The 24,335-nt window shown below is 70.6% G+C and carries 22 protein-coding genes; 5 read left to right on the forward strand and 17 right to left on the reverse strand.

Annotated elements, in window-relative coordinates:
- Positions 1-20 precede the first annotated feature (20 nt).
- Positions 21-1,166: a 4-hydroxyphenylpyruvate dioxygenase gene (gene hppD, locus AC5L3Z_RS04210; RefSeq protein WP_494839638.1), complete on the forward strand. Its 1,146-nt coding sequence runs from the start codon at positions 21-23 to the stop codon at positions 1,164-1,166.
- A 100-nt stretch (positions 1,167-1,266) separates the two neighbouring features.
- Here the strand turns inward: hppD and AC5L3Z_RS04215 are convergent, their stop codons facing one another.
- The 7 genes from AC5L3Z_RS04215 to AC5L3Z_RS04245 form a co-directional block, all read right to left on the reverse strand.
- Positions 1,267-1,497 carry an acyl carrier protein gene (locus AC5L3Z_RS04215; RefSeq protein ID WP_494839640.1) on the reverse strand — a complete coding sequence of 77 codons (231 nt, stop codon included), beginning with the start codon at positions 1,495-1,497 and terminating at the stop codon, positions 1,267-1,269.
- 30 nt (positions 1,498-1,527) lie between these two features.
- Positions 1,528-2,544, reverse strand: a complete 1,017-nt coding sequence (locus AC5L3Z_RS04220) for a beta-ketoacyl-ACP synthase III (protein ID WP_494839642.1) — start codon at positions 2,542-2,544, stop codon at positions 1,528-1,530.
- Entirely contained in the window at positions 2,541-3,590 is a 1,050-nt protein-coding gene (gene dmpG, locus AC5L3Z_RS04225) for a 4-hydroxy-2-oxovalerate aldolase (RefSeq protein ID WP_494839644.1), read from the reverse strand. The genes AC5L3Z_RS04220 and dmpG overlap by 4 nt, the downstream gene beginning before the upstream one ends.
- Positions 3,587-4,498, reverse strand: a complete 912-nt coding sequence (locus AC5L3Z_RS04230; protein ID WP_494839646.1) for an acetylating acetaldehyde dehydrogenase — start codon at positions 4,496-4,498, stop codon at positions 3,587-3,589. Before AC5L3Z_RS04230 ends, dmpG begins: the two co-directional genes overlap by 4 nt.
- Before the next feature lie 73 nt (positions 4,499-4,571).
- Positions 4,572-5,264: an O-methyltransferase gene (locus tag AC5L3Z_RS04235; RefSeq protein ID WP_494839647.1), complete on the reverse strand. Its 693-nt coding sequence runs from the start codon at positions 5,262-5,264 to the stop codon at positions 4,572-4,574.
- Between the two features lie 33 nt (positions 5,265-5,297).
- The gene (locus tag AC5L3Z_RS04240; RefSeq protein ID WP_494839649.1) at positions 5,298-5,717 is read right to left on the reverse strand and encodes an SgcJ/EcaC family oxidoreductase; all 420 of its coding nucleotides are present in this window, start codon (positions 5,715-5,717) and stop codon (positions 5,298-5,300) included.
- A 17-nt stretch (positions 5,718-5,734) separates the two neighbouring features.
- Positions 5,735-6,913: an acyl-CoA dehydrogenase family protein gene (locus AC5L3Z_RS04245; RefSeq protein WP_494839651.1), complete on the reverse strand. Its 1,179-nt coding sequence runs from the start codon at positions 6,911-6,913 to the stop codon at positions 5,735-5,737.
- 245 nt (positions 6,914-7,158) lie between these two features.
- Here AC5L3Z_RS04245 and AC5L3Z_RS04250 point away from each other — a divergent pair, with 245 nt between their 5' ends.
- Genes AC5L3Z_RS04250 through AC5L3Z_RS04265 form a run of 4 tightly spaced genes read left to right on the forward strand, consistent with a single transcriptional unit; the run spans position 7,159 to position 13,272 of the window.
- Positions 7,159-8,937 carry a non-ribosomal peptide synthetase gene (locus tag AC5L3Z_RS04250; protein WP_494839653.1) on the forward strand — a complete coding sequence of 593 codons (1,779 nt, stop codon included), beginning with the start codon at positions 7,159-7,161 and terminating at the stop codon, positions 8,935-8,937.
- The gene (locus AC5L3Z_RS04255; RefSeq protein WP_494839655.1) at positions 8,934-10,457 is read left to right on the forward strand and encodes a 4-hydroxyphenylacetate 3-hydroxylase family protein; all 1,524 of its coding nucleotides are present in this window, start codon (positions 8,934-8,936) and stop codon (positions 10,455-10,457) included. Before AC5L3Z_RS04250 ends, AC5L3Z_RS04255 begins: the two co-directional genes overlap by 4 nt.
- A gap of 57 nt (positions 10,458-10,514) precedes the next feature.
- Positions 10,515-11,867: a condensation domain-containing protein gene (locus AC5L3Z_RS04260; protein WP_494839657.1), complete on the forward strand. Its 1,353-nt coding sequence runs from the start codon at positions 10,515-10,517 to the stop codon at positions 11,865-11,867.
- 40 nt (positions 11,868-11,907) lie between these two features.
- Positions 11,908-13,272, forward strand: coding sequence for an ABC transporter substrate-binding protein (locus AC5L3Z_RS04265; RefSeq protein ID WP_494839658.1), 1,365 nt, complete (start codon positions 11,908-11,910; stop codon positions 13,270-13,272).
- Positions 13,273-13,425: 153 nt separating this feature from the next.
- Here the strand turns inward: AC5L3Z_RS04265 and AC5L3Z_RS04270 are convergent, their stop codons facing one another.
- From AC5L3Z_RS04270 to AC5L3Z_RS04315, 10 genes are all read right to left on the reverse strand, one after another.
- Positions 13,426-14,811, reverse strand: a complete 1,386-nt coding sequence (locus AC5L3Z_RS04270; RefSeq protein WP_494839660.1) for a condensation domain-containing protein — start codon at positions 14,809-14,811, stop codon at positions 13,426-13,428.
- Complete coding sequence (locus tag AC5L3Z_RS04275; RefSeq protein WP_494840601.1) at positions 14,801-16,780, reverse strand: MFS transporter; 1,980 nt, start codon at positions 16,778-16,780, stop codon at positions 14,801-14,803. Before AC5L3Z_RS04275 ends, AC5L3Z_RS04270 begins: the two co-directional genes overlap by 11 nt.
- Before the next feature lie 222 nt (positions 16,781-17,002).
- Positions 17,003-18,058 carry a DUF2855 family protein gene (locus AC5L3Z_RS04280; protein ID WP_494839662.1) on the reverse strand — a complete coding sequence of 352 codons (1,056 nt, stop codon included), beginning with the start codon at positions 18,056-18,058 and terminating at the stop codon, positions 17,003-17,005.
- Positions 18,059-18,111: 53 nt separating this feature from the next.
- On the reverse strand, positions 18,112-18,873 hold the full coding sequence (locus tag AC5L3Z_RS04285; RefSeq protein WP_494839664.1) for an SDR family NAD(P)-dependent oxidoreductase: 762 nt from the start codon (positions 18,871-18,873) through the stop codon (positions 18,112-18,114).
- Positions 18,866-20,029: a pyridoxal phosphate-dependent aminotransferase gene (locus AC5L3Z_RS04290; RefSeq protein ID WP_494839666.1), complete on the reverse strand. Its 1,164-nt coding sequence runs from the start codon at positions 20,027-20,029 to the stop codon at positions 18,866-18,868. The genes AC5L3Z_RS04285 and AC5L3Z_RS04290 overlap by 8 nt, the downstream gene beginning before the upstream one ends.
- 2 nt (positions 20,030-20,031) lie before the next feature.
- On the reverse strand, positions 20,032-20,562 hold the full coding sequence (locus AC5L3Z_RS04295; RefSeq protein ID WP_494839668.1) for a phosphopantetheine-binding protein: 531 nt from the start codon (positions 20,560-20,562) through the stop codon (positions 20,032-20,034).
- Positions 20,563-20,628: 66 nt separating this feature from the next.
- Positions 20,629-21,429, reverse strand: coding sequence for a hypothetical protein (locus AC5L3Z_RS04300; RefSeq protein ID WP_494839670.1), 801 nt, complete (start codon positions 21,427-21,429; stop codon positions 20,629-20,631).
- 14 nt (positions 21,430-21,443) lie between these two features.
- Positions 21,444-22,877 carry a tryptophan 7-halogenase gene (locus AC5L3Z_RS04305; protein WP_494839671.1) on the reverse strand — a complete coding sequence of 478 codons (1,434 nt, stop codon included), beginning with the start codon at positions 22,875-22,877 and terminating at the stop codon, positions 21,444-21,446.
- 47 nt (positions 22,878-22,924) lie between these two features.
- Positions 22,925-23,977, reverse strand: a complete 1,053-nt coding sequence (locus AC5L3Z_RS04310; RefSeq protein ID WP_494839673.1) for an LLM class flavin-dependent oxidoreductase — start codon at positions 23,975-23,977, stop codon at positions 22,925-22,927.
- 6 nt (positions 23,978-23,983) lie between these two features.
- Entirely contained in the window at positions 23,984-24,193 is a 210-nt protein-coding gene (locus tag AC5L3Z_RS04315) for an MbtH family protein (RefSeq protein ID WP_494839674.1), read from the reverse strand.
- Between the last annotated feature and the right edge of the window lie 142 nt (positions 24,194-24,335).

The following is a 24,335-nucleotide window of genomic DNA, read 5'->3' on the forward strand; positions in this document are numbered from 1 at the left end:
CGAAACGGCGCGCGGCCCTCGTGCGCCTGCTGCAGCAGCAACCGAAATGGCTCATCGCCGACCACAAGAACAGGAGTGCCGAAGCCATGAGGAATGGGACGGACGCCTTCAGGGAGATGACCGTTGACTATGTCGAGTGGTACGTGGAGGACATCGGACGCGTGCTCACCTGGCTCGTCGACGGTTACGGTTTCACCGTGCGCGCGACCTCGGCGCCGACCAGTGCACCGACACGCTCGGTCAACGTCGGCCAAGGCGGCATCGAACTGCTGCTCACCGAGTCCAGCGACGAGGAACATCCGGCGCGCATCTACGCGCAGCGCCACGGCGACGGCATCGCCGACATCGGCATCCGCGTGCCGGACGCCGTCGCGGCGTTCGCCGAGGCCGTGCGGCGCGGTGCGCGCCCGCTCATAGCCCCGGTCACGAGGGGTTCGGTGACCACCGCGACGATCGACGCGTTCGGCGACGTGACACACACGTTCGTGCAGCGACCGGACGACGCGGTCGTCGCCGACGTGCGCGGCCTCACCCCGGTGCCGGACGACGGCGGGGATGGCGCCGCGGCGGGGGGGCTGCGCCGGCTGGACCATTTCGCGGTCTGTGTCGAGCCCGGCCGGCTCGACAGCACCGCCGAGCACTACCAGCGGGTGCTGGGCTTCGATGTCACCCTCACCGAGCGAATCGTGACCGGCAACCAGGCGATGCTCATCAAGGTGGTGCAGAGCCCGTCGCGCGCCGTCACGCTCACCCTGGTCGAGGCGGACGCCCAGCTCGGGTCCGGTCAGATCGACGAGTTCCTCAAGAACCATGACGGAGCCGGCGTGCAGCACATGGCCTTCAGCACCACCGACATCCTGGCGACGGTCGACCGCCTGCGCGACCGCGGCGTCCAGCTGCTGTCCACGCCGGCCGCCTACTACACCGCGCTCGCCAACCGGGTGCACCCCAAGCGCCACTCCGTCGAGCAGCTGCGGGACCTGAACATCCTGGTGGACGAGGACCACGACGGCCAGCTTTACCAGATCTTCGCCAAGTCCGTACACCCGCGGAAGACCATCTTTCTGGAGATCATCGAGCGCGCCGGCGCGACCACGTTCGGCAGCTCGAACATCAAGCACCTGTACAACAGCGTCGAAGCGCAGCGCGTCCGGTTCGCCGACTGACAGCCCGCAGCCGGAAGGGCGGCCGTCGCAACGACGGCCGCCCTTCGTGTGCCGGTGACCGCCGGACCCGGCCGCAGCCGGGTACGCCGCCGGCCGGACGTCAGACCTTGGCGCCCCGTTGCCCCATAAGCTCGGCGATGTCCGCCACCGTGTCAAGCTCGAGCAGCTCCTCGTCGGTGATGTGGATGCCGTACCGCTTGCGCAAGGCCAGGGAGAGCTCAACGACGGCCAGCGAGTCGATGCCCACGTCCTCCCGGCTCGCGTCGAGGTGCACGCCGTCGGCGTCCAGGAGCAGGTTCTCCACCATGATCGTCTTCAGGATCTCGTACATTGCGCCCCTCCGGAGGTGGTAGCTGGATGCCTATGCGTCATGGATGTCGAGCTCGGGCCAGGTCAGCGTGGTGGCCCCCCAGGTGAGGCCGCCGCCGAACGCAGTGAGCAGCACCCGCTGGCCCGGCCGCAGGGTGCCGTCCAGCACCGCCTGGGCCAGCAGGACCGGGATCGAGGCGGCGGCGGTGTTGCCGACCTCGGCGACGTTCTGCAGCACCGCGTCCCGGTGGAGGCCCAGCAGCTCGACCAGCGTGGCGCTGATCCGCGCGTTCGCCTGGTGAGCGATCATCCGGTCAACGTCGCCGAGCCGCCAGCCGGCCGCGGCCAGCGCATCGGTCGCCGCCTCGGCCATCCGGCGGGTCGACTCGCGGTACACCTCGCGGCCCTGCATCTGGAAGTACTGCGACGCACCCGCCGGTGGCCCCCACATCGGGTGCCGGGAGCCGCCGGCCTTCACGGTGATGAGCTCGCTGCGGTCGCCGTCGCTACCGAGCACCAGCGGGCCGATGGCGCCCGGCTCGCCGGCCGCCCCGCGGCGCAGCACGACGGCGCCGGCCCCGTCACCGAACAGCGGCTGGGTCGTCCGGTCGTCCGGGTTGAGCAGGGTGGAGAAGGCATCCGCGGCGATCAGCAGGACCCGCTCGGCCACGCCGGCGGCGATGAAGCCGGCCGCGGTCGCCAGGCCGTAGAGGAACCCGGAGCACACGGCGGAGACGTCGAGGGCCGCCACGCCGCCGAGGCCGAGGCGCGCGGCGACCTCAGGGGCGGTGGCCGGGCAGCGGTAGTCCGGGGTCGTGGTCGCCAGGACGACGGCGTCGACGGTGCCGCCGCCTGCGGACTTGAGGGCAGCCTTGCCCGCCTCGACGGCGAGGTCGGAGGTCGCCTCGCCCGGCTCGACCCAGCGGCGGCGGGAGATCCCGGTCCGCCGAACGATCCACTCCTCGGACGTGTCGAGCCGGGTGCACAGCTCCGCGTTGGTGACGACGCGGGCCGGCAGCCAGTGCCCGAGGCCGCAGATCACCGCGGCCCTGGCCTCAGCGCTCGTCACGACCGACTCCCGTCCTGGGCCTCGCGCAGGGCCATCGCCACGTCCAGGATGAGGTCCTCCTGGCCCGCGACCACCTGGCGGCGGCCGAGCTCGAAGAACACGTCGCGAGGGTCGACGCCCTCGCGGGCGGCGATGTCCAGCACAGGCGCCTTGAACCCGGAGAACACCCCGGCCAGGCCGCTGACGATGGACAGCGAGTCGACGGCCGGCGGCTTGGGCATCAGTACCCGCTCCGCGAGGTCGGCGGCGTCCAGCAACTTGTACAGGTCGACGCCGGTCCGGTAGCCGACCCGCTCCAACACCGGGACGAGGACCTCCAGCTGGGTGTTGCCGGCGCCGGCGCCGAAGCCCCGGGCGCACGCGTCGATGATGGCGGCCCCCGCGTCGGCGGCCGCGATGGAATTCGCGACGGCCATGCCGAGGTTGTTGTGCCCGTGGAACATCACCGGCACGTCGACGGCGGATCGGATGGCCTGGATGCGTTCGGTGACGTCGGCCGGGAGGTAGTGCCCGGCGGAGTCCATGATGCCCACACCGGTGGCCCCGAACCCGACGAGCATCGCGCACTCCTCGGCGAGCCGCTCCGGCTTGGCCATGTGACTCATGAGGAGCACCGCGTGCGCCTCGACGCCCTCGTCGCGCAGGAAGCCAAGGTGGCGTTCGGCGAGGGTGCCCTCGGTGCAGTGGGTGCCGATGCGCACCAGATCGGCCCCGTGCACGATGGCGTTCTTGATGTCGTGGGTGGTGCCCCAGCCCGGGAGCACGAAGACCGCCAGCCGGCTGTCGGTCAGCGCCTCGCGGGTGATTGACAGCATCTCGTCGTCGCTCAGCCGGGCCCGGCCGACTTGCAGCGAGGAGGCGCCCAGCCCGTTGCCGTGGCCGACCTCGACCACAGGGATGCGCGCGGCGTTGGCGGCCTCCGCATACGCCCGCAGTTGCCCAGCGTCGAGGTTGTGCCGCACGGCGTGGTGGCCGTCGCGCAGGCTCGGGTCGTGAATCTGGATCGGCTTGCCCTGGACGACGTCCTGGCCGGATGTCTCGCTCATGAATGCTCCACGCCTGCCATCGAAAGCCGGTCCGCCGCGTAGTGCTCCGCGACCCGGATCGCGGCGGAGTTGATGATGTCGAGGTTGCCGGCGAACCGCGGGATCTGGTCGCCGGACGAGCTGACCTCCACCGCGACGAAGCCCTGGCCGTCGTTTACGGTGCACGCCTTGACCTCGTAGCCGCCCGCGAAGGCCCGAACCTCGTCGGCGGCACCCGTCACCGCCTCGCGCAGCGACTCGGTGGTGAGGTTGCGGCCCAGCAGTGCCATCGAGACCCGGAAGGTCGGCGACGGCTTGGCCGGGCTGATGTTGACCAGCGCCTTGACGTCCCTGACGCCGGTGAAGGTCCGGACCGCCTCCGCCGTGGTGTCCACATACTCGTCGAGGTTGACCCGAGTCCCATGGCCGATGCTCAAGGTGGCCGCGGTTGTCACGACCTCGATGTACTCGATGTCGTGCGTCTTTGCGATCGCGTGCAGGATTGGCACCGACGTCTGGCCACCGCAGCTGACCATGCTGAGGTCCCGGTACGACCCGATGTCCGCCCGGTTGACGGTGGGGAAGACCATCTGCCCGACGCGGCTGGGCGTCAGGTCGACCAGCAGGGTGCCGAAGGGCAACAGCTTCTCCGCGTGCTCGGCGTGGTACGCCGCGCTCGTGGCGTCGAAGACCACGTCGAACGGCCGCTCGCTCTCGACCAGGGACTGGATGCCGTTGGCCGCGACCGGTACGCCGTGGCGGGCCACCTGCCGCAGGCCCTTGGTGGCCTCGTCCCGGCCCACGACCAGCCGCATGTCGAGATGCTCCGAGCGCATGACTTTCGTTACCAGGTCGACGCCGATGAGGCCGGCGCCGAGCACCGCCACGGAGAGCCGGCCGGCCGCCTTCCGGGAGTCGTGGGGGTTCATCCGTCACTCCTGACGCTTCGGGCTGTACTTGACCGCAGCAGCGGTTGAGCGGTTCGGGGAACCGGGGTCGCGTTCACCGGGCGTCCCGGGCGTCCGGTCGGGTGCCCGTCTTGTAGGCCAGCGTGAGGCCGTCGAAAACGGGCAGCATGCTCAGTTCGACTCGCTTGTCGTGGCGCAGTGCGAAGTTCAGCGCGCGCATCGCGTCGATCTCCGGATCGCTTTCGCCCGGCCGGGCCACGTTGCCGGTCAGGAGCACGTTGTCGATGACCATGAGGCCGCCCGGCCGGAGCAGCTCGAGGCAGCGCTCGAAGTACAGGGGGTAGTTCTCCTTGTCGGCGTCGATGAACGCGAAGTCCACCGTGCCAGCCCGGCCGTCGGCCAGCAGCGCGTCCAGGGTCTGAATCGCGGGACGCAGTTCGAGCTGGATGCGGTCGGCGACGCCGGCCCGTTCCCAGAACGGGCGCCCGATGGCGGCCCACTCCTCGTTGTAGTCGCAGGCGATGACCCGGCCACCGGGCGGGAGAGCGCGGGCCATGGCCAGCGTGCTGTACCCGGTGAACACGCCCAGCTCCAGGACGGTGGTGGCGGACGTCAGGCCGACGAGGAAGCCGAGCAGCTGCCCCTGTTCCGGTGCCACCGCCATCCGGTGCTCGATCACACGTGAGACCGTGGCCATCCGCAGCTCACGCGCGATGTCATCCTCGCGCAGCGACACGTCCATCACGTACTGCTGGATCTCTTCGTCCAGCGTCAGGTGAACGAGCACCGGTTCTCCTCTCGGGTCGGCGATGCGGTCGCGTTAGGCGACGGCGTCGCGAGGCGTGTTCTGGTACGCCGCCAGCCGCCACTCGCCGTCGCGCCGCACGACCGTCCACGAGGCGCGGATGGCCTGCTTGTCCGACACCTCGGTCTCACCGGGCTCCAGGACGCCGCCGGCGGTCAGCAGCACGCCCGCGTCCGAGCCGAAGAAGCGGCTGCCGACGGGCCGGCCGGTCACCTGGGTGCCGCGGTACTGGTTCTGGAACGCCTCGGTGAAGTAGTCCAGGATTTTCGCCCGGCTGTCGCAGTACGTGCCAGCAAGGATCATCGTGCCGTCCTCGACGAAGAGGTTCGCGATCGTCTCGGCGTCCCCGTGCGCCCAGGCGGCGATCATGCGCTGGGTGAGGGCGGCGATGGCGGCCATGTCGGCCTGGGTGGGCTGGGCGATGGTCGACGTCATGTCGTGCTCGCTTCCGGCTAGATGTACAGGGTGTTGGGTTCGAGCCCGCACAGGGCGCGGCCGTACAGTTCGAGGTTCGTGTTCGGGTGCATCAGCGCGTGCAGGTTGATCGCCTGGATGTCGCGGGCGAAGCGCTGCATCGGTACGTCGAGGTACACCGACGACCCGCCGCTGGCGCCGGCGAGGATGTCGACCGCCTCGCGCGCCAGCCCGCACACCGCGCCCATGTCCGCGCGGGCCCGCACCCGCTCATCGAGCTTCCACTCCGAGCCCTCGATGCCCTTGGCGTCGACAAGCTCGGCGAGCCGATGCGCGTGGAACTGCGCCTGGTCGACCTTCAGCGTCGCCTGGGCGACCTGCAGGTGGGTCAGCGGCGCGTCACGCTGGCTGTCGTACCCGGTGTAGGTGATCTTCCGGCCGGGGAGGCGCTTGAGGAACACGTCGCGGGCGCCACTGGCGATGCCGAGCGCGGTACCGACCGACGACGCCGCCGCGACCGGCAGCAGCGGCGCCCGGTAGATCTCGGCCTCAGCGTTGCGCTTCGACGCTGACCGGCCCTGCAGGATCGCCGGCAACGGCAGGATGCGGGCGTCAGGGACGAACAGGTCCTTCGCCACCGTACTCACACTGCCCGAGCCGCACAGGCCACCGGTCGCCCAGTCGTCCACGATGTGCAAATCCGACATCGGCACCAGCGCCATCACCGGATACGGGTCACCGTCGTCCGGGACCAGCACAGAGATGGTGACCTGCCAATGACTGTGCAGGGCACCGCTGATGAAGCCCCACTTGCCGTTTAGCACCGCGCCGCCCTTTGCCGGCTTCGCGAACGCCGTCGGGCTCAGCGTCCCGCACACCCGCACATCCGATGTCGCGAACACCTCGTCCTGCACCTCGTCCGGGAACAGGCACGCCATCCAGCCGGGAATCCACGACACCGACGCCACCCACGACGACGACCCGTCCGCCCGCCCCAGCTGCGTCGCCACCTCGACCAGCGTCCGGGTGTCCGCCTCGAAGCCGCCGTACCGCTTTGGCACCCGCAGCCGAAACACCCCCGCCGCCGCCAGCGCCTCCACCGTCTCGTCGTGCAACCGCCGATGCCGCTCCTGCCACACCGCATGACGGCGCAGCACGGGACCCGCCTCGACCGCACGGCGTACCAACTGCTCCCGCGTCGCAACCTCAGTCACCACCGGCGTCCTCCCAGTCGAAGTCAGCAATCGTCACCGGGAGCCGCAGCACCCGATCGGCAACCATGCTCGCGGCAACACGCGCCGGGCCTCATCTCCGACGTTGCGAGAGCGAGCCGGGCCGGGCCGAGCAACGACGAAGGTGAGCCCGACCTGGGTCGCGAGCAGCATGTTGCAGAGCATGCGCGCCCGATTGCATGAGGAGTGCGACGCACGTTCGGGAAGTGCCGAGCCAGATGGAGAATGGCATGACAGCATGTTCGATTCCCGCCCGGTTTGCCGAGCAGGTCGCGCGGACGCCGCAGGCCACGGCGGTGTCCGATGCCGCGAGCGGGGTTGACCTGACGTATCAGGAGCTCGATCAGCGGGCCAACCAGCTGGCCCATCACCTCATCGGGCGCGGGGTCGGCCCGGAGGACCGGGTCGGGTTACTGATGGAGCGGTCCGCCGATCTGGTGGTGACGCTCCTGGCGATCCTCAAGGCCGGAGGGTCGTACCTGCCGCTCCACGAGGCCGACCCGGCCGACCGGCGACAGTGGATCGTGGACAACGCGGGGCCGGTGGTGCTGCTGGTCGACGACGCGACCCGCGCGGGCGGTGTGCCTGCGGGCGTGCCGGTCGTCTCGGTGACCGACCCGGAGGTCGTCGCGGAGCCGGCCACCGACCCGGGCGTGCGCATCCACCCGGGTCAGCTGGCGTACGTCATCCACACATCTGGATCCACCGGTCAGCCCAAGGGGGTCATGGTGACCCAGCAGGAGCTGGTGCGGCTGCTGGACGACCCGCAGTGGGTGTTCGAGCGGCACGAGCGGGTGCTGCTGGTCGCGCCGTACGCCTTCGACGTGTCCTCGTACGAGATCTGGATGCCGCTGCTGCACGGCGGCCAGGTCGTCATCGCGCCGCCCGGGCGGATCGAGCCCGCGTCGCTGCGCGAGCTGATCACCCGGTACCGCATCACCGGCCTGCACCTGACGGCCGGACTGTTCCGGGTCCTCGCCGAGGAGGCCCCGCAGACGTTGAGCGGCCTGCGCGAGGTCCTCACCGGCGGTGACGTGATCGCGCCGACGGCGGTGCGTCAGGTGCTCGAGGCCTGCCCCGGCCTGGTGATCCGCGCGATGTACGGCGCGACGGAGGGTTCGGTGTTCTCCACGCACCACGTGCTGACCGGCGGCGCGCAGGTCGGCAAGGTCGTGCCGATCGGCAACGCGCTGACCGGCATCACGATCCACATTCTCGACGAGCGGCTCGCGTCCGCGCCGGCCGGTGACGTCGGCGAGATCTACCTCGCCGGCGAAGGCGTCGCCCGCGGTTACCTCGGCCAGCCGGCCCTGACCGCCTCGCGGTTCGTGGCCGACCCGCACGGGCCGGCCGGGTCTCGCATGTACCGCACGGGTGACATGGCCCGCCGCACCGCCGGGGGCGTGATCGAGTTCGCCGGCCGGGAGGACAGCCAGGTGAAGATCCTCGGCTTTCTCGTCGACCTGGCCGAGGTGGAGGCGGCGCTGGCCGGCTACCCGGGCCTGGCCCAGCTCGTCGTCCTGGCGCACGAGCGCGAGGACGGCAACAAGCAGCTGGTCGGCTACGTGGTGCCGGAGGCCAGCGGGCTCGACCTGGCCGCGCTGCGCGCGCACGCCAAGACCAAGCTGCCCGGATACATGACGCCATCAGTATTCGTCCGGCTCGACGCGCTTCCGCTGACCGCGAACGGCAAGCTGGACCGCGCGGCAATGCCGGAGCCGGACTTCGAGCAGGTGCTCGCCTCACGCGCGCCGCAGACCCAGCTGGAGCACACGTTGTGTGAGCTGTTCAGCATGCTGTTGGAGGTACCCGAGGTCGGCATCGACGACAGCTTCTTCGAGCTAGGTGGCCAATCGTTGCAGGCGATGCGGCTGTGCAGCCGAATCGGGGCGGCCGTCGGCGTGGGGGTCTCGATGAACACGCTATTCGATTCCCCGACCGTGGCTCAGCTGGCAGCGTACATCGACGCCCGGCGCGGCCCGAAGCAGGAGCCGGTGGCCACCCGATGAGCGGGCAGACCCGGCCGCTGACCGGCGCCGAGTACCTCGAGAGTATCCGCGACGACCGGGAGATCTACCTACATGGCGAACGGGTCGCCGACGTCACCACGCATCCGGCGTTTCGCAATCCCGCGCGGATGATCGCACGCCTCTACGACGCGCTGCACGACCCGGAGCATCACGACGTGCTGACCACCGCCACCGACGCCGGCGGTCCGGGCGGGTACACGCACCGCTTCTTCACCACCCCGCACACCGCCGCCGACCTGGTCGCCGACCAGCGGGCTATCGCGGCGTGGTCCCGGCTGACCTACGGCTGGATGGGGCGCAGCCCCGACTACAAGGCATCGCTGCTGGGCACGCTCGGCGCCAACGCCGCCTTCTACAACCCGTTCGCCGACAACGCGCGGCGGTGGTACCGGGAGTCGCAGGAGAAGGTCCTGTACTGGAACCACGCGATCGTGCACCCACCCGTGGATCGGCACCGGCCCCCGGACCAGGTCGGCGACGTCTTCGTGCACGTCGAGCGGGAGACCGACAGCGGCGTGATCGTGAGCGGCGCGAAGGTGGTCGCCACCAACTCGGCGCTGACGCACTACAACTTCATCGCCCACACCGGCCTGCCGATCAAGGATCGCAAGTTCGCGATCGTGGCGACGGTGCCGATGGACGCGGCGGGGCTGAAGCTGATCTGCCGCCAGTCGTACGCCGCCGCGGCAGAGCGGACCGGCAGCCCGTTCGACTATCCGCTGTCGTCGCGCATGGACGAGAACGACTCCATCCTGGTTCTCGACAAGGTCCTGATTCCGTGGGAGAACGTCTTCATCTACGGCGACGTCGACAAGGTCGGCATGTTCGGCGGGCACTCGGGCTTCGTCGAACGGGCCATGTTCCACGGCTGCACGCGGCTCGCGGTGAAGCTCGAGTTCATGGCCGGGCTGCTGGCCAAGGCCCTGGACATCACCGGCGCCGGCGACTTCCACGGCGTACAGACCCGGCTCGGCGAGGTCCTCGCCTGGCGGAACCTGTTCTGGGGGCTGTCCGACGCGGCGGCGGGCAACCCAGTGCCGTGGCGCGACGGCGCGGTGCTGCCGAACCCGGACTACTGCATGGCGTACCGCTGGTTCTCCCAGGTCGGCTACGCCCGGGTCCGGGAGATCGTGCTCCAGGACGTCGCCAGCGGGCTGATCTACCTGCCATCCAGCGCCGCGGACTTCCACAACGACGAGGTCAGGCCGTACCTGGACACCTACCTGCGCGGCTCGCACGGCGTGGACGCGGTCGAGCGGGTGAAGGTGATGAAGCTGCTCTGGGACGCGGTCGGTACCGAGTTCGGCGGGCGGCACGAGCTCTACGAGCGCAACTACTCCGGCAACCACGAGAACACCCGGATCGAGCTGCTGCGCGGCCAGATGGGCGACGGCAAGCTCGACGGCTACCGCGAGCTCGTCGAGCGCTGCCTGGCCGAGTACGACCTCAACGGCTGGCAGGCCCCCGACCTCGCCTCGCTGCAGATTCCCGCGCGCTAGGTGCACCGGACCGGGGTGCCGCCGCAGCGCCCTTCAACGAGAAGATGGAGCAACATCGTGAGCCAGCCGAAACACCTCGCCCGCACCGACGGCCCGTATCCGTTGGCGTTCCGGCAACAGGACCCTACCGGCGCGGCGCGCGCCCCGGAGGACGTCCTCGCGCTGACGCTGCGCGTCCAGGGTCCGTTGCGCGTCGACTGTCTCAAGGGCGCGCTGGAGGACGTGGTGGCGCGGCACGAGGCGCTGCGCACGCGGATCCATTACGACGAGGAGGACGGAAGCCTCGGGTACCAGGAGGTCCTGCCGCCGCTGCCGGTCCCGCTCACCGTGGTGGACGCCATGGTGAAGCCCGGCCAGTCCCGCGACGACGTCGCCGTCGACCTGGCCAACATCCTGACCACCGAGGGGGTGTCCTACACCCTCACCCCGTCGGTGGTGGCCACCCTCCACCGTTTCGACGACCACGACGCGGTGCTCACCCTGCTCGTGCACCACCTCTACATCGACGGCTGGTCGGCCGGCATCCTCCAGCGCGAGCTCGCGGTGTGCTACCGGGCCCGGGCGACCGGCATTCCGCACACGCTGCCCGCCCCGGCCCCGTACCGGGAGTTCGCGACCTGGCAGCAGGAGTTCCTGCAGAGCAAGAAAGCCGCCGTCGCCCGCCGCTTCTGGCTGGACAACCTGGCCGGCGCCGAGCTGTGCACCGTGCCCGCGGACCGGCTGCACGGGCCGGACACGCAGGCACCGCAGTGCGCGGTCAGCAACTTCTCACTCGCCCCCGAGCGCTTCGCGCGCGTCACCGCGAGCGCGGCCAAGCACCGCTGCAGCGCCTGGCACGTCTTCCTGGCCGCCGTCATGGCGTTCACGGAGGAGGCGTCGGGCCGTACCGACATCACCCTGCTGACGGTGAGCAGTGGCCGGCCGGCCCGGGCGTTCTACGACACCATCGGGCTGTTCGCCGACCTAGTTCCGGTCCGCCTGCGGTTCGCGGACTGCACGACCTATCTGGACCTCATGCGTCTGGCCCGCAAGGCGAGCGCGGAGGCCCTGCAGCACCAGCTGCCGATCGGGATGATCCTCGAGATGTTCCCGAGCCTGCTGAAGGCCGTCGGCGACCCGCGGGCCCTGGTGCCCGGCTTCAACTACATCAGCGTGCCGGTCGCCGGGGACGAGACAAAGTTCGCCGTCGGCTTCGAGCAGGTGCATCCGCCCGAGGAGCTGCCCGGCACGTTCCTGCGCGGAGCGTTCAAGTGGAACTTCCGCGTCGTGCCGCCGGGCGAGCTGCGGTGCGCCATCGAGTACGAGCCCGACGCGGTCGATGCGAGCACGATCGAACGATGGGGCACGGACTTCATCGACCGGCTGCTCGCGATGGCCGACGACCCCGGCCAGCCGTGGAAGCGCGCGTAACACCGACCCGACACCCGTCACAGCACCCGCGGAGGATTTCATGGCAGACCCGAACGCGACCGACGAGCCGGTCACCATCGAGGTGTGGCTCGCGGTCAGCCCCGGCGACGTCCTGCAGGGCCACGGCGATCCGCTGGCCCAGGCCGCCGAGTCGTTCAACCGGGCCTACCCGCAGTATCAGGTCCGCACCCGCAAGGTCGAGGCGCACCTGCTGCCAGAGGAGGTCGCCAACGCTGTAGCGGCGGGCAACCCGCCGGACATCGCGGAGTACTACTCGCTGTCGACGCAGACGGCGCTGGACACCCGGGCCGCCGACGGCGAGCCCTACTTCGTGCCGGTCGAGCGGGCCATCGCGGGCCGGGCGAAGATCCTCGGTGAGCCGGTCGTGGCCGACGACCTGCTGCCCGCCGTGCGCCGGCACTACAGCGTCGGCGGCGAGCTGGTCTCCATGCCGACCTTCGTGTCGAGCAACATCCTGTGCGCCAACAAGGCCATGCTCGACGCCGCCGGCGTCACGCGGATGCCGCAGACCTGGCAGGAACTTACGGATGCCTGCGCGGCCGTCGCCAAGCTCCCGGACGGGCCCGGTCATGCCATCACCTGGCCGAACTACAGCTGGCTCATCCACATGGAGCTCGCCGGGCAGGGCGGGCTGCTCAGCGACAACGGCAACGGCCGCACCGGCCGGTCGACCCGGGTCCGGCTCGACTCCCCCGAGCTGCTCAACTACGTGCGGTGGTGGAAGCAGCTGCACGACAGCGGCTTCTACCTGCCCACCGAGGAGATGCACTACGTCACCGCGATGCAGGCGTTCCTCCGGCAGGAGGTGGCGTTCGCGGTCACCACCACGGCCGTCGCGAAGATCCTTCCCGACATGGCCCGCGGTGCCGGCTTCGAGCTCGTCGCCGGTGGGCTCCCCCGGCAGGACGCGCGGTCCTCTCCCGGCGGCGTCCTGGGCGGCGGCTCCTTCTTCCTCGCCGCCGGCCTGCCCGAGCGGCGGCGAGACGGTGCGCTGGCCTACCTGCAGCACCAGCTCAACCCCCAGCACGCGATCGCTCGCCTGGACGACGACCCGAACCCGATGACCTCGCTGCCGATCACCGAGACGGCGTACCGGCACGCGATGGCCGGCACCTGGGCCGAGCCGTTCCCTGGCTTCCGCGCCGCCGCTGAGCAGGTCGCGAGCGCCGCCGACACGCCCGCGGCCGCCGGCGCGGCGCTCGGCAACTTCAGCAATATCAACCTGGCGCTCACCAAGGCGATCGAAGACGTCATTCTCAACGGCGCCGACCCGACGACCCGGCTGCGGGCCGCCACCGAGCAGGCCCAGGCGGCGCTGGACCGGCACAACGCCGCGGCCCTCGCCGACCCGCCGCGGACGCCGGCCGAGCTCAGGGCGGACTGAGTCACCGCCGCCCGTCCCCGCGCGAGGGCCGCATCGACCTGGTCGATGCGGCCCTCGCGTTTGGGTGCCCTGGTACGGTCCGCGGCCGGTCGGGCCACGCGAAACCGCCCCCGAGGCCGGTCCAGCGTCGGGGGCGGTGCCGCGCGCGGTTGCTCAGCGCAACAGCGGGGCGTCGGGAGATCGCAGCGAGGCGCGCAGCAGCTCGCGGTACTCGTCGACCATCGCGACGATACTGGCCTCGTCGAAGTGCAGGCGGTTGAACTTCACGGCGCCGACCATGTCGCCGGCCGGGTCGAGGTCGAAGTCCCACAGGTTGCCGTCGAGGATCTCGGAAGTGTCCGACGAGGAGATCAGACGCCGGCGCAGTCCGGTGAAGCGCATGTCACCGATGACCTCGGCCTCCAGGTCACGCGGGTACTGGAAGATCTCGAAGCCGGTGGCGGCACCGTTGACGTCCTCGAGCGACTCCTGCATCAGCGCCGGGTCGGCCTCCGCCGCGATCTCGCTGAACGGTAGCTCGTGCGAGTACGCCTCCAGCAGCGTGGTCCGGGTCCGGCGTACCAGGTCTGCGAAGGTCACGCAGCCCGACAGATCGGTCCGGATCGGCAGCAGGTTGAAGAACGGCCCGACCGTCTGCTGGAACTCCGGTTCCGTGCGGCCGGACGTGAAGATCGGCGCGACGATGTCGGTCGCACCGGTCCGGCGGTGCAGGAACAGGTTGAACGCGGCGTAGAGCACCATGAACGGCGAGCTGTTCATCGACTTGGCCAGCTCCGTAGTGGCGCGGACGACCTCCTCGTCGAACAGGAACCGGTACACCGAATAGGCCGGCGGGGCGTCCAGCTGCCGGACCCGGTCGGTGGGGATGGTGAGGAAGCGCCCGCCGGCCAGCTTCTGACGCCAGTACTCCCGCGAGACGGTGGCGGCGGCGGTCTGGCACGCCTGGCGCTGCCAGATCGCGTACTCCTCGTACTGGCGCACGGCCGGCAGCTCGGGCGCGGGCAGCCCCCGGCGCCGGGCGTAGCAGACGGCGATGTCTCGCATGAGCAGGTGCATGGACCAGCCGTCGCTGACCGCGTGGTGAGTGATGAGTACGAGCACGGCTTCGTGTTCGTCGAACCGCCCGAGCATGGCCCGCAGCAGCGGCAGCTGCCCTGGATCGCACCGGCTGCCGTCGTCGACCTCGTTGAGGAACTCGTGCGCCCGCCGCTCGCGGTCGGCCTCGGCGGCCGGCGAAAGATCGGTGACCGCCAGGGCCGCGGGACCCGGCGGGTAGATGCGCGCGTGCGGGTATGCGTGGTTCCTGACGATGATGGTGCGCAGTACCTCATGCCGGGCGATGACGTCGTCCAACGCCAGCTGCAGGCTCGCGATGTCCAGCGGCCCGTGCAGGCGCCAGCCGGCCGCCACGATCTTGCGCGGGCCGAACACGCTGAACTCGTCGCCTGGGTCCAGGGCGACCCAGACCTGTTCGTTGAGCGACAGCGCACGCCGGGCGACCGCGTCGCCGGCCGGCTCGGTCCGCTGCTCAGTGGTCATCGACTGCCGTCCATTCCGGCGGATTCGCCACGATAGTTGCGCCGGCGTTGAGCACGATGGTCGCGCCGGCGTTAAGCACGATGATTGCCCCGTCGTTCGCCACGATGGTGTTCATCCCGCCGTTGGCCATGAGCGCGTAGGCCCCGGCGCCGGCCGCGAGGGTGTTCGCGCCGCCGTTTGTGGCGAGCGCCTTATTGCCGTTGTCCTCCATGTGCGTGTCCATTTCGCCATCCGCCACGACTGCGCTCCTCCCGCCGTTGGGCGAACCGTTCGGGCTGCCGTTCGGGCCGCCGTTCGACCCGCCGCTGTGCGCGAGCGCGCCGGCCGCGGCGCTCGCCATGACGGGCTGCTGGCCACCGTTCGGCGCCGCCACCGCGCCGTCCGCGACGACCGCAGGTTGCCCGCCTTGCACCAGGGACGCGGACGCCGCCAGCGGGTCCACGCCGGTGTCCGGCACCAGCGCGTCCGCGCCGGTCGACCCGCCGCTGTGCGCGAGCGCGCCGGCCGCGGCGCTCGCCATGACGGGCTGCTGGCCACCGTTCGGCGCCGCCATCGCGCCGCCCGCGACGACCGCAGGTTGCCCGCCTTGCACCAAGGACGCGGACGCCGCGAGCGGGTCCACGCCGGTGTCCGGCACCAGCGCGTCCGCGCCGGCGTCCGCCGCGGACGCCTCCGGCTCGACCGGCGACTGCGGCGCCGGGCGTGTGCGGTCCGCCCAGGCCGCGATGCTCGGACCGGTGAGGCCGAGCACGAGGAAGGCCGCCCCGATGACGATCCAGCCGATGTAGCCCTCGTTGGCCACGAACCCGAGCAGGACCAGCGGCGCGCCCGTGATGCTCAGCGTCATGACCGTGTTCAGGAAGCCGTCGTACTGCCCCTGGGCGTGCGCCGGCGGCAGGTTGAACTCGAAGACGAACCGGCCGGAGATCAGGTAGATCTGGGCGATCGAGATGAAGCCGACCCCGGCGACCACTAGGACCGTCGCGCCCGCCGGGGTCTGATACGGCATCTCGACCAGCGTCAGGCAGGCCAGCAACAGCATGATGCCTGCACGCCGCATGGACGAGCCGGCCTGGCGGGTGGTCCTGACGCCGGTACTCAGGCGCATCTGCAGCAGCACCGAGATGACCGTGCTGGCCACGAAGGCGAGGGCGACGGTCCAGCGCGGCGCGGGGGTGAACACGGCGATCCAGATCGGCAGCAGCTGATGCTCGACGAACGCGGACACCGTCATCAGCCCGGACACCACGGAGTAGGACATGAACGGCTTGTCGCGCAGGACGATCCAGCGCTGCGGCCGGGCCGGCACCGCGCCGTCCGCCGCGCCGGCCGGCCCCTCATCCGCCGCCGGCGCCGGCTCGGGCTTCGGCAGCGGCTTGTAATCCGGCAGGCGCAGGGTGATGGCGATGACCACCAGGTAGACACCCGCGACGGCCAGGAACATGGCCCGGTAGGCCACAGGCGTGCCGATTGCGATGCCGACGCCGGCGCCGACCGCCCCGACGGTGACCGCGATGCTCCCGAGCACCTGGACCTGGCTGCGGAAGGTGACGGTGTCGTCGCCACCGATGCGCCGCAGCAGCGCGCCTTCGGACGCCATGTACGCGTACGCGAACACGTTCATGCTCATGACGATGATCAGCAGCGACCAGAAGCCCTGGATGAACACGTAGCTGGCGATGCCGGCGACCTGCCCCACGAGGCCGAACAGCACGACCCGGCGGGGGCCGAGCCGGTCGGCCAGGTCGCCCGCCACGAGGGTCAGCGGCAGGCCGATGAGCCCGGCGATCGCGATGGCCATCGCGGTTTTCGAGGTCGAGATGCCGACGATCTGCGTGAGGTACAGCACGTAGATCGGCAGGAAGGCACCGTTGGCCATCATGCCGATGGCGTAGGCCGCGATGTACGTCCGCTGATGCCCCGGCGGGGGAATGTGCGACTTGGCGTACTGCACTGGATTGAACTTCATCACGAACCCGCTTTCGACGCAGACCCATTGACGTGCCCGTGCGGCACTGGCGGCGAGGCGAGACACGTCCCTCGGCCAGGCAGGCATCCAAGTGAAGCAGCGGCGCACCGGCCCGCGCATATCCGAAACTGCTCCAGCTCACGGCGGACGCCGCCGTGGTACCGCCGCAACGGCGACGGCCACCGCTGTGTGAGCGGTGGCCGTGCCTGCAGCCGGTGCGGGTCACGGGGTCAGGACGCGACCCTCGTTCGGTGGCTGCTTGCCGATGACCTGGCGGAGGAACGCGTCCGCCAGGTCCGCGGGGCCCTGCCCGGGCCGGATCGTCAGCCACGACGCCATGCGTCGCAGGAAGCGGGTCTCGGCCGCGAGATAGCGGGCGAAGTACGCGTCCTCTCCCTCGGCGGCGATGGCCTGGTCCTCCACGGCGGGGGTGAAGAAGAACGCCGGCTGCGGGTCCGGCAGCCCGGGCGGCGCCTGGTCGGCGGGGTCCGGGTGGGTGAGGCCGATGAGCACGCCGCTGAGCAGCGACGGCGCGAAGTACTCGTAGACCGCGCCCAGGATCGGCGCCGCGCCGGTGAAGTCGACGAGGACCGCGGGCGCCGTCACGGGCGCCGATCCGATGGCGTCGTAGGTGAGCACCTCGTCGTAGACGCCGAGGCGCTCGACGAAGGCCTTGTTCCGGGCCGAGGTGACCCCCACGGCCGTGATGCCGGCGCCCCGCTCGCGCAGCTCGTCGACCATGCCTATCGCTGTCTTGCACGAGGCACTGGTGACGAGCATCGACTTTGCGCCGAGCGCGATCTGCTGCTCGACGAGGCCGGCGAGGTTGAACGACGCGGGGAACACGGGCCGCATCAGCGCCCGGTAGTCGTCCAGGTCGTCCGGATCGTCCGCCCGCTGGAACGTCACGTACCAGGGATGCAAGAAGGCCCGCTGCGGTGCAGTGTCCCGGAAGCCCCGCGGCGTCGCCTCCGCGTGGACGATGTGCTCGCTCGTCATCGGCACGTAGCCGAAGAACCGGGCACCGACCGGGATGTCCGAGTTGCGCGACTCCGTGACCCGCACGAAGCTCCACAGCGGTACCCGGCCAAACCCCGGCGGCCCGGGAAAGGCGTTCCAGAAGGGCGCGTTCACGCCGTCGCCAAACTTCGCGTAGGTGACGTTGTTGGCGGTGAGGCCGAACTTCTCCAAGGCGAGCCGGACCTCGCCGGGCCGCAGCTCGCCCAGGACCGGGACGCGGATGTCGCTCTCGGTGAGGTTGTCGCGCCTGACCAGCACTTCCCATGCTTTCCGCGTGGACACTGTGCCCCCTTCGTGTGGTGTGGGTCTGTTCAGCTGCGCAGGTACGAGGCGCCGTTGACGTCGAGGATCGCGCCGCTGGTCCATTCGGCCTGGGCGGAGGCCAGGAAGAACACGGCCGCGGCGATCTCGTCCGGCTCGGCGACCCGGCCGAATGGGCTCTGCGCCCGGATGGCGTCGCCGCCCGGCGGCCGGAGGTGCTCCTTGGTCATGTCCGTCGCGACGAACCCGGGGGCCACGGCCGAGACCGAGATCCGGTACGGCGCCAGCGCGATCGCCAGAGACTGGCTGAAGGAGTTCAGGCCGGCCTTGCTGGCCCCGTAGGCGGGCGCGTCCGGCTCGCCGCGAAAGGCACCCCGCGAGGAGACGTTGACGATCCGGCCGCCGCGCTCACGCAGGTGCCGCACCGCGCACCAGGTCACGTTGGCGGCGCCGACCAGGTTCACTCCGAGCGTGGTCCACCAGTGCCGCTGCCAGTCGGCGTAGCTGGCGTCGACGATGTGGTGGGGCGGGAAGACGCCGGCGTTGTTGATCAGGACGTCCAAGCCGCCGAGCTGCCCGGCGGCCGAGTCCACCGCGCGCAGCACGGCTTCCGGGTCGGCCAGGTCGACCTCGACGAAGAAGTGCCCGGCGCCGTCGAGCTTGCCCAGCACCTGCGCGCCGGCGCTCGCCGGAGCCTTGTCGAGGATCGCAACCCGGTCGCCGGCCGCGGCGAAGCGCATCGCGATGGCCCGTCCGATGCCGCTGGCGCCGCCGGTGACGAGCACCGCGCGGCCGTTGCCGTCCTCAGCCATGGGTCAGCCCCGCCTTCCCGATCCGGTCGACCGCCTCGGTCAGGACCTCGTCCGGCAGAGAGAAGCACACCCGCACGTACGGCCGGTCCGGCTGGTCCAGGTAGAACGCCTCGCCGGCGACGGTGCCGACCAGGCTGCGTTCGAGCAAGAGCTCGGCCGCCTCCGTCCCGGTGGCGACCGGCATCCGCGAGCAGTCGACGTACAGGTAGTACGAACCCTCGGGCTCATTGGGCGTCAGCCCGGCGGCCGTGAAACCGTCGGCGAGAATGCGGCGCTTGCGGTCGTACATCTGCCGCAGCTCCTGGTAGTAGTCGTCGCCCAGCCGCAGCGCCCGGATGCCCAGCTCCTGCAGCGGCACCGGCGCGCAGACCACGAGCGCGTCCGCGGCGAGCCGGATCCGGCTCATCAGCTCCTCCGGGCCGCAGGCGTAGCCAACGCGCCATCCGGGGATGCTGAACGACTTGCCCAGCGAGGCGATCGTCACCGTCCGGCGGCCGAGGTCGCCGACAGTTGCCGGGGCCAGGTGCGGTGCCACGCCGTAGTAGATGTCCGCGTACACCTCGTCGGTGATGACGAGCAGGTCGTGCTCCTCTGCGACGGCGGAGACGGCCGCGAGCTCCCCGGCGGTGAGCCGGCGCCCGGTCGGGTTGTTCGGCGTGCAGAGGATCATCGCCCGGGTCTTGTCGGTGATCGCCGCCCGCAGCACGGCCTCGGTGGTCTCGAAGCCGGGGCCGGTCAACCGGACCGGTTCTGGGCTCAGCTCCAGCATCCGCAGCGCGGCCAGGTGGTAGCTGTAAAAGGGTTCGAACAGCAGCACACCGTCGCCCGCGTCCAGCAGCGCGGTGAGCGTCGCCATGAGCGCGCCGGTCGCGCCGACCGTGGCCACCACCTGCGTCGCGGGGTCGACGCTGAGCCCGCTGTGCCGCTTGAGCTTGTCGGCGACGGCCTCCCGGAAGCCGGGGAGGCCCTCGGGCGCGCTGTAGGAGTGGCCGAGGTGCTCAAAGTCCCGCGTGCCCTCGGCGAGCAGGGCGGGGGGTGGTGGCACCTGGCTGAGGCCCTGCGCGAGGTTGATCGCGCCGAGCTCCTGGCAGCGGATCGTCATTGCCCGCAGGGGCGACTGCTGCCGCCCCTGGATCCGGTCGGCGACCTTCACCATCGTCAGCCTCCGATGCTGAGCTGGTCGAGCAGCCGGTCGAGCTCCGCGACGGTCGGCGCATCGAAGAGCTCGTTCATCGAGATCTCGTGGCCGACCGCCGGGCCGACCCGGCTCGCGATGAGCATGGCGTCGATCGACTCGCCACCCAGGGTGAAGAAATCGTCGTCGACGCCGCACCGGGTCCTCGCGAGCACCTCGGCGAAGATGGTGCAGAGAATCTCCTGGCGGGGCGTGACGGGGGCCCGGTACGGCGCCACGCCGCGCAGGTCCGGGGCCGGCAGCGTCGCGGCCCCGGCCCCGTCCACCGGGATGGCGTCAACCACGATGATGGCCGCGGGCACCGCCTCGGCCGGCAGCTGCTGCCGGACGTGCGAGTGCAGTGCGGCCATGTTGAGACCCGGCGCGCCGGGCACGATGTAGGCCACCAGGACCTCACCGGCGGATGCGTCCCGGTGCTCCCGGACGACGACGTCCGCGAGTCCAGGGTAGGCGGCCAGCACGTCGCGCACGTCCTGGGTCGTAGCGGTGGTCATCAGCCGCTCACCTTCCATTTCAGGCTCCAAGAGTTTCCGGCTGTCTTGCGGTACCGTCCTCCGGGTTCACCGGCCCCGGATCTGCTTCAGCAAAAGCCGCACCAGATCCGGCGTCACCGCGTCGGGTTCATCGCCGGGGGGCGGCTCGACGACCCGGCTGCGACCCGGCGCGGTGCCGGGGACGACGAAGCCGGGCTCACGGGACAGCACGGTGATCTCGACCGCCTCCGAGGGCGGCTTCGCCGGTAGGTCATTGCCACACGCCAGCAGGTAGGCCAGCCACGTCCGGTACGCCATCAGCAGCTCGGTGAACGCCGGCGGGACGGTGTCGAGGCCGACCCGCTGCGCCATCGCCGTGAGGTCCTCGCGCATCAGCCGCTCCATGCCGGACACACAGGACCACGGATCGCCATGCAGGCTCGGGCATGGGCGGGCGGTGCCGAGCTTGCCCTGGAACTCCGCGAAGCGCCCGATGACGTCGTCCGGGCCGGGCCAGGTCGGCTCGACCAGGATGGCGGTCACCTCGCGGTCGCCGGCCAGTTTTCCGGCGATCCGCAGCGACAGCCCAGCAGCGCTGCAGTGGCTCACGACGAATACCCGCCGGTCGGCAGGCGCGGCGGGCTCCTCGGCGCGGAACACCGCGACGGCCTCGTCGGCCAGCGCCGGCAGGTCGGCATAAAGCCGGTCGCCGGCCACCGCACCGCGCGGGTCGACCTGGTAGAACTGTTCGCCGTCGGCGGCGTCGGCCAGCAGCTCGCTCAGCCGGCGGTCCCCGTTGAGGGCCTGGAAGTCGGTGACGAGGACGGCTGCGGCGTCGCCGGAGCTGAGCCGGCGGCAGATCGGTCGGGTTCCGGCAACGGGACGCATGAATGTTTCCTCCGTCAGGCCGCGGCCGGGGCCGGCCGCGACCAGTGCATGCCGTCACTGGAGGGCACCAGCCCGCCGGGGCGCACCGGGTCTTGCTCGTCGGCGACGCCGCCGGCCTCCGCCTGCATCTGGATGCTCGCCCCGGCCTGCGCAACCGACCAGGCCAGCTCGTCGATGTCGCGGCTCTGCCGCTCGATGTACGTGCCGACGTCGATCAGCGCGCGCTCATCCGACGAGCCGCCGCCGACGAGGTCCACGAAGGACTGCACCTCCGAGCCCATGTTGCCGGTGACCTTTTTGGCCTTCCAGAAGTACGACTGCTCGTCGGAGTGCATGTCGTAGAAGGCGACGAGGAAGTCATGAAAGCGCGAGTACTCCTGCCGGTACCGCGCCTCGTACTCCTCGAACAGCGCCGTCTCGGCCACGTCGGCCGACTCGCGCAGGGCCGTGTTGATCGACCGGGCGGCCAGCAGCGCGCTGTAGGTGGCCAGATGCACACCCGAGGAGAAGACGGGGTCGATGAAACACGCCGCGTCACCGGCGAGCACCATGCCCGGCCGCCAGAACCGTTCCTGGATGTAGGAATAGTCCTTGCGCACCCGGATCTCGCCGTACGGGCCGTCGGTGACCCGCTCGGCGTTGGACAGGAAGTCGGCGATCATCGGGCACTCGGCGATGAGCTCGCGCAGCGCGCGCTCCTTGTCGCCCTTGACCCGGTCCAGCGCCTCCGGCAGCAACACCGCGCCGACGCTGGTGAGGTCGTCGGAGAGGGGGATGTACCAGAACCAGCCTGAGCTGAAGGCGACGGCCAGGATGTTGCCCTCGGTCGGTGCGGGCATCCGCTTGCCGCCGGTGAAGTAGCCGAACAGTGCGAGGTTGCGGAAGAACTCCGAGTACTGCCGCTTGCCGCCGACCTGGCTGTGGATCCGGCTGGTGTTGCCGGAGGCGTCGACCACGTACCGTGCGCGGATCTCGCTGCGCCGGCCGGCGACGTCGGTGCAGCTGACCCCGACGACCCGGCCGTCCTCCTCCAGGACCTCGGTGACGGTGTGCTCCTCGCGCACGTCCACGCCGTTGCGTCTGGCGTTGTCGAGCAGGATCTGGTCGAACTTCATGCGCTCCACTTGAAACGCGGTCGACGCCGTTCCGGCGAACTTGGGCGAGATGCCGAAGGCGAACGTCCACGGCTCGGGGTTCGCGCCCCAGCGGAAGGTACCGCCGCGCTTGATCGGGAAGCCGGCCTCGGCCAGCTCCTCGGAGACGCCGAGCAACCGGCAGATGCCCTGCACGGTCGAGGGCAGGAGCGACTCGCCGATCTGGTAGCGGGGGAACCGTTCCTTCTCCAGCTGCACGACCCGGTGCCCCTGCTTGGCCACCAGCGTCGCCACGGTCGAACCGCACGGTCCGCCGCCCACGACGACGACGTCCGTCTCGATGCTGTCACTCATCAATCTTCCTTCACTCTGCGCAGGCGGGGGCCTGCGGCCTCGGCCGCCTATGCGCTCGGTCGGCCGGGGGTGGGCTGCTGCTGGCTGTCCATGGCCGCGACGGCGCGCTCGACGGCGATCCGCGCATGATGCAAGTCGTCGGATTCTTGTGGTACGTCGATGACGAAGGTGCGGGTGCCGCCGTCGAGATACGTCCGTAGCACCCGGGCCACCTCGTCGTAGCTGCCCACGAGGTACGGCGCGAACGTATGCCGGTACCGGAACGGCACCAGCCAGTACGGGTCGTCCTCGGGCTCGTCGTCGATGGGCGAGGCGGCGAGCTGTGCCTGCCAGTTCGACTCGGTCGCGGCGAGCAGCAGCCGCATCCTTGCGGCTCCGTCCGGGTCGGCCGGGAACCGTTTGCGCGCTATCCGCCACGCCTCCGCCGAGTCCTCCCGGGCGATGATGCCGATGCTGGCGCCCGAGCCAAACCGGTTGCGGCGGACGTTCGGGTTCACGTACTCGGCGGGCGGCAACGGGCACGACAGCTGGCTGAGCCCCAGCGCCTCGCCCGCCGCCAGGCTGGCCGGCGAGGCACCGGACACGTACGCCGTCGGCAGCAGCTCGGCGGGCACCGGGGCCGTGAGCCGGGCTCGCCGGATGGTGTAGTACTTGCCCGCGAAGTTGGTCAGGCCGCCCTCGAGCAGCATCCTGACGATCGTCGCGTACTCCACGAGCCGGTCGTAGCGGTCGTCGTGCGGCAGCCTGTCGCCCTGCACGGCCAGGTCGCGGGGGAACCCGCCGCTGACGAAATTCAGGTCGACGCGCCGGCCGTACAGGTGCGCCAGCGACGACACCGACCGGGCCAGCGCGAACGGGGTCGCGTCGATCGGCTGTACCGCGACGAGGGGCACGAACGAGGTGGTGTTCAGGATCGTCGCCTGCGCCGCCATCCACGCGTCGAGCGCGGCGCAGTCGGTGTAGATCAGGGCGCCGCGGTAGCCCGCGTCATCAGCCCATCGGGCGATCTTCAGCAACGTCTCGAGGCGAGATCCCTCGTGGTAGGCGTAGCTGGATCGGCACGTCGAATAGAGGGTCACCCCGCTGCCGGCCAGGTCCATCCCCGGTCACGCCTGCTCGGCCCGAACAAGGCTGTTCGGCCGCATGTCGGTCCAGTGCCGCTCGACGTAGTCCAGGCATGCGGTGTGGGAGTCGGTGTCGTGCACGATGACCCAGCCGTCCGGGACGGCGATGTCGGCGGGCCACAGACTGTGTTGTCCTTCGTCATTGACCAGGACCCGGTACGGGGCGTCGGTGTCCTCGAACGGATTCGTCACGGAAGCCTCATTTCGCTCGGCCCGTCCGGGCGGTGTCCGACCAGCGTGCCCCGCCTCCGAATCCGGTTCATCTCCATAGTTGCCCAGGTGCGAGCGGCACCTGACCAGGCAGCTTCCGCGCCCGGCCGCACCTCCTGAAATG

The organism is Micromonospora sp. LZ37, assembly GCF_059359015.1.

Bases quoted from the DNA above. Each gene is read 5' to 3' on its own strand.
- AC5L3Z_RS04215 (WP_494839640.1), bottom strand. From the start codon at position 1,497: ATGTACGAGATCCTGAAGACGATCATGGTGGAGAACCTGCTCCTGGAC.
- dmpG (WP_494839644.1), bottom strand. From the start codon at position 3,590: ATGAGCGAGACATCCGGCCAGGACGTCGTCCAGGGCAAGCCGATCCAG.
- AC5L3Z_RS04230 (WP_494839646.1), bottom strand. From the start codon at position 4,498: ATGAACCCCCACGACTCCCGGAAGGCGGCCGGCCGGCTCTCCGTGGCG.
- AC5L3Z_RS04240 (WP_494839649.1), bottom strand. From the start codon at position 5,717: ATGACGTCGACCATCGCCCAGCCCACCCAGGCCGACATGGCCGCCATC.
- AC5L3Z_RS04250 (WP_494839653.1), top strand. From the start codon at position 7,159: ATGACAGCATGTTCGATTCCCGCCCGGTTTGCCGAGCAGGTCGCGCGG.
- AC5L3Z_RS04255 (WP_494839655.1), top strand. From the start codon at position 8,934: ATGAGCGGGCAGACCCGGCCGCTGACCGGCGCCGAGTACCTCGAGAGT.
- AC5L3Z_RS04265 (WP_494839658.1), top strand. From the start codon at position 11,908: ATGGCAGACCCGAACGCGACCGACGAGCCGGTCACCATCGAGGTGTGG.
- AC5L3Z_RS04270 (WP_494839660.1), bottom strand. From the start codon at position 14,811: ATGACCACTGAGCAGCGGACCGAGCCGGCCGGCGACGCGGTCGCCCGG.
- AC5L3Z_RS04275 (WP_494840601.1), bottom strand. From the start codon at position 16,780: ATGAAGTTCAATCCAGTGCAGTACGCCAAGTCGCACATTCCCCCGCCG.
- AC5L3Z_RS04285 (WP_494839664.1), bottom strand. From the start codon at position 18,873: ATGGCTGAGGACGGCAACGGCCGCGCGGTGCTCGTCACCGGCGGCGCC.
- AC5L3Z_RS04290 (WP_494839666.1), bottom strand. From the start codon at position 20,029: ATGGTGAAGGTCGCCGACCGGATCCAGGGGCGGCAGCAGTCGCCCCTG.
- AC5L3Z_RS04295 (WP_494839668.1), bottom strand. From the start codon at position 20,562: ATGACCACCGCTACGACCCAGGACGTGCGCGACGTGCTGGCCGCCTAC.
- AC5L3Z_RS04300 (WP_494839670.1), bottom strand. From the start codon at position 21,429: ATGCGTCCCGTTGCCGGAACCCGACCGATCTGCCGCCGGCTCAGCTCC.
- AC5L3Z_RS04305 (WP_494839671.1), bottom strand. From the start codon at position 22,877: ATGAGTGACAGCATCGAGACGGACGTCGTCGTCGTGGGCGGCGGACCG.
- AC5L3Z_RS04310 (WP_494839673.1), bottom strand. From the start codon at position 23,977: ATGGACCTGGCCGGCAGCGGGGTGACCCTCTATTCGACGTGCCGATCC.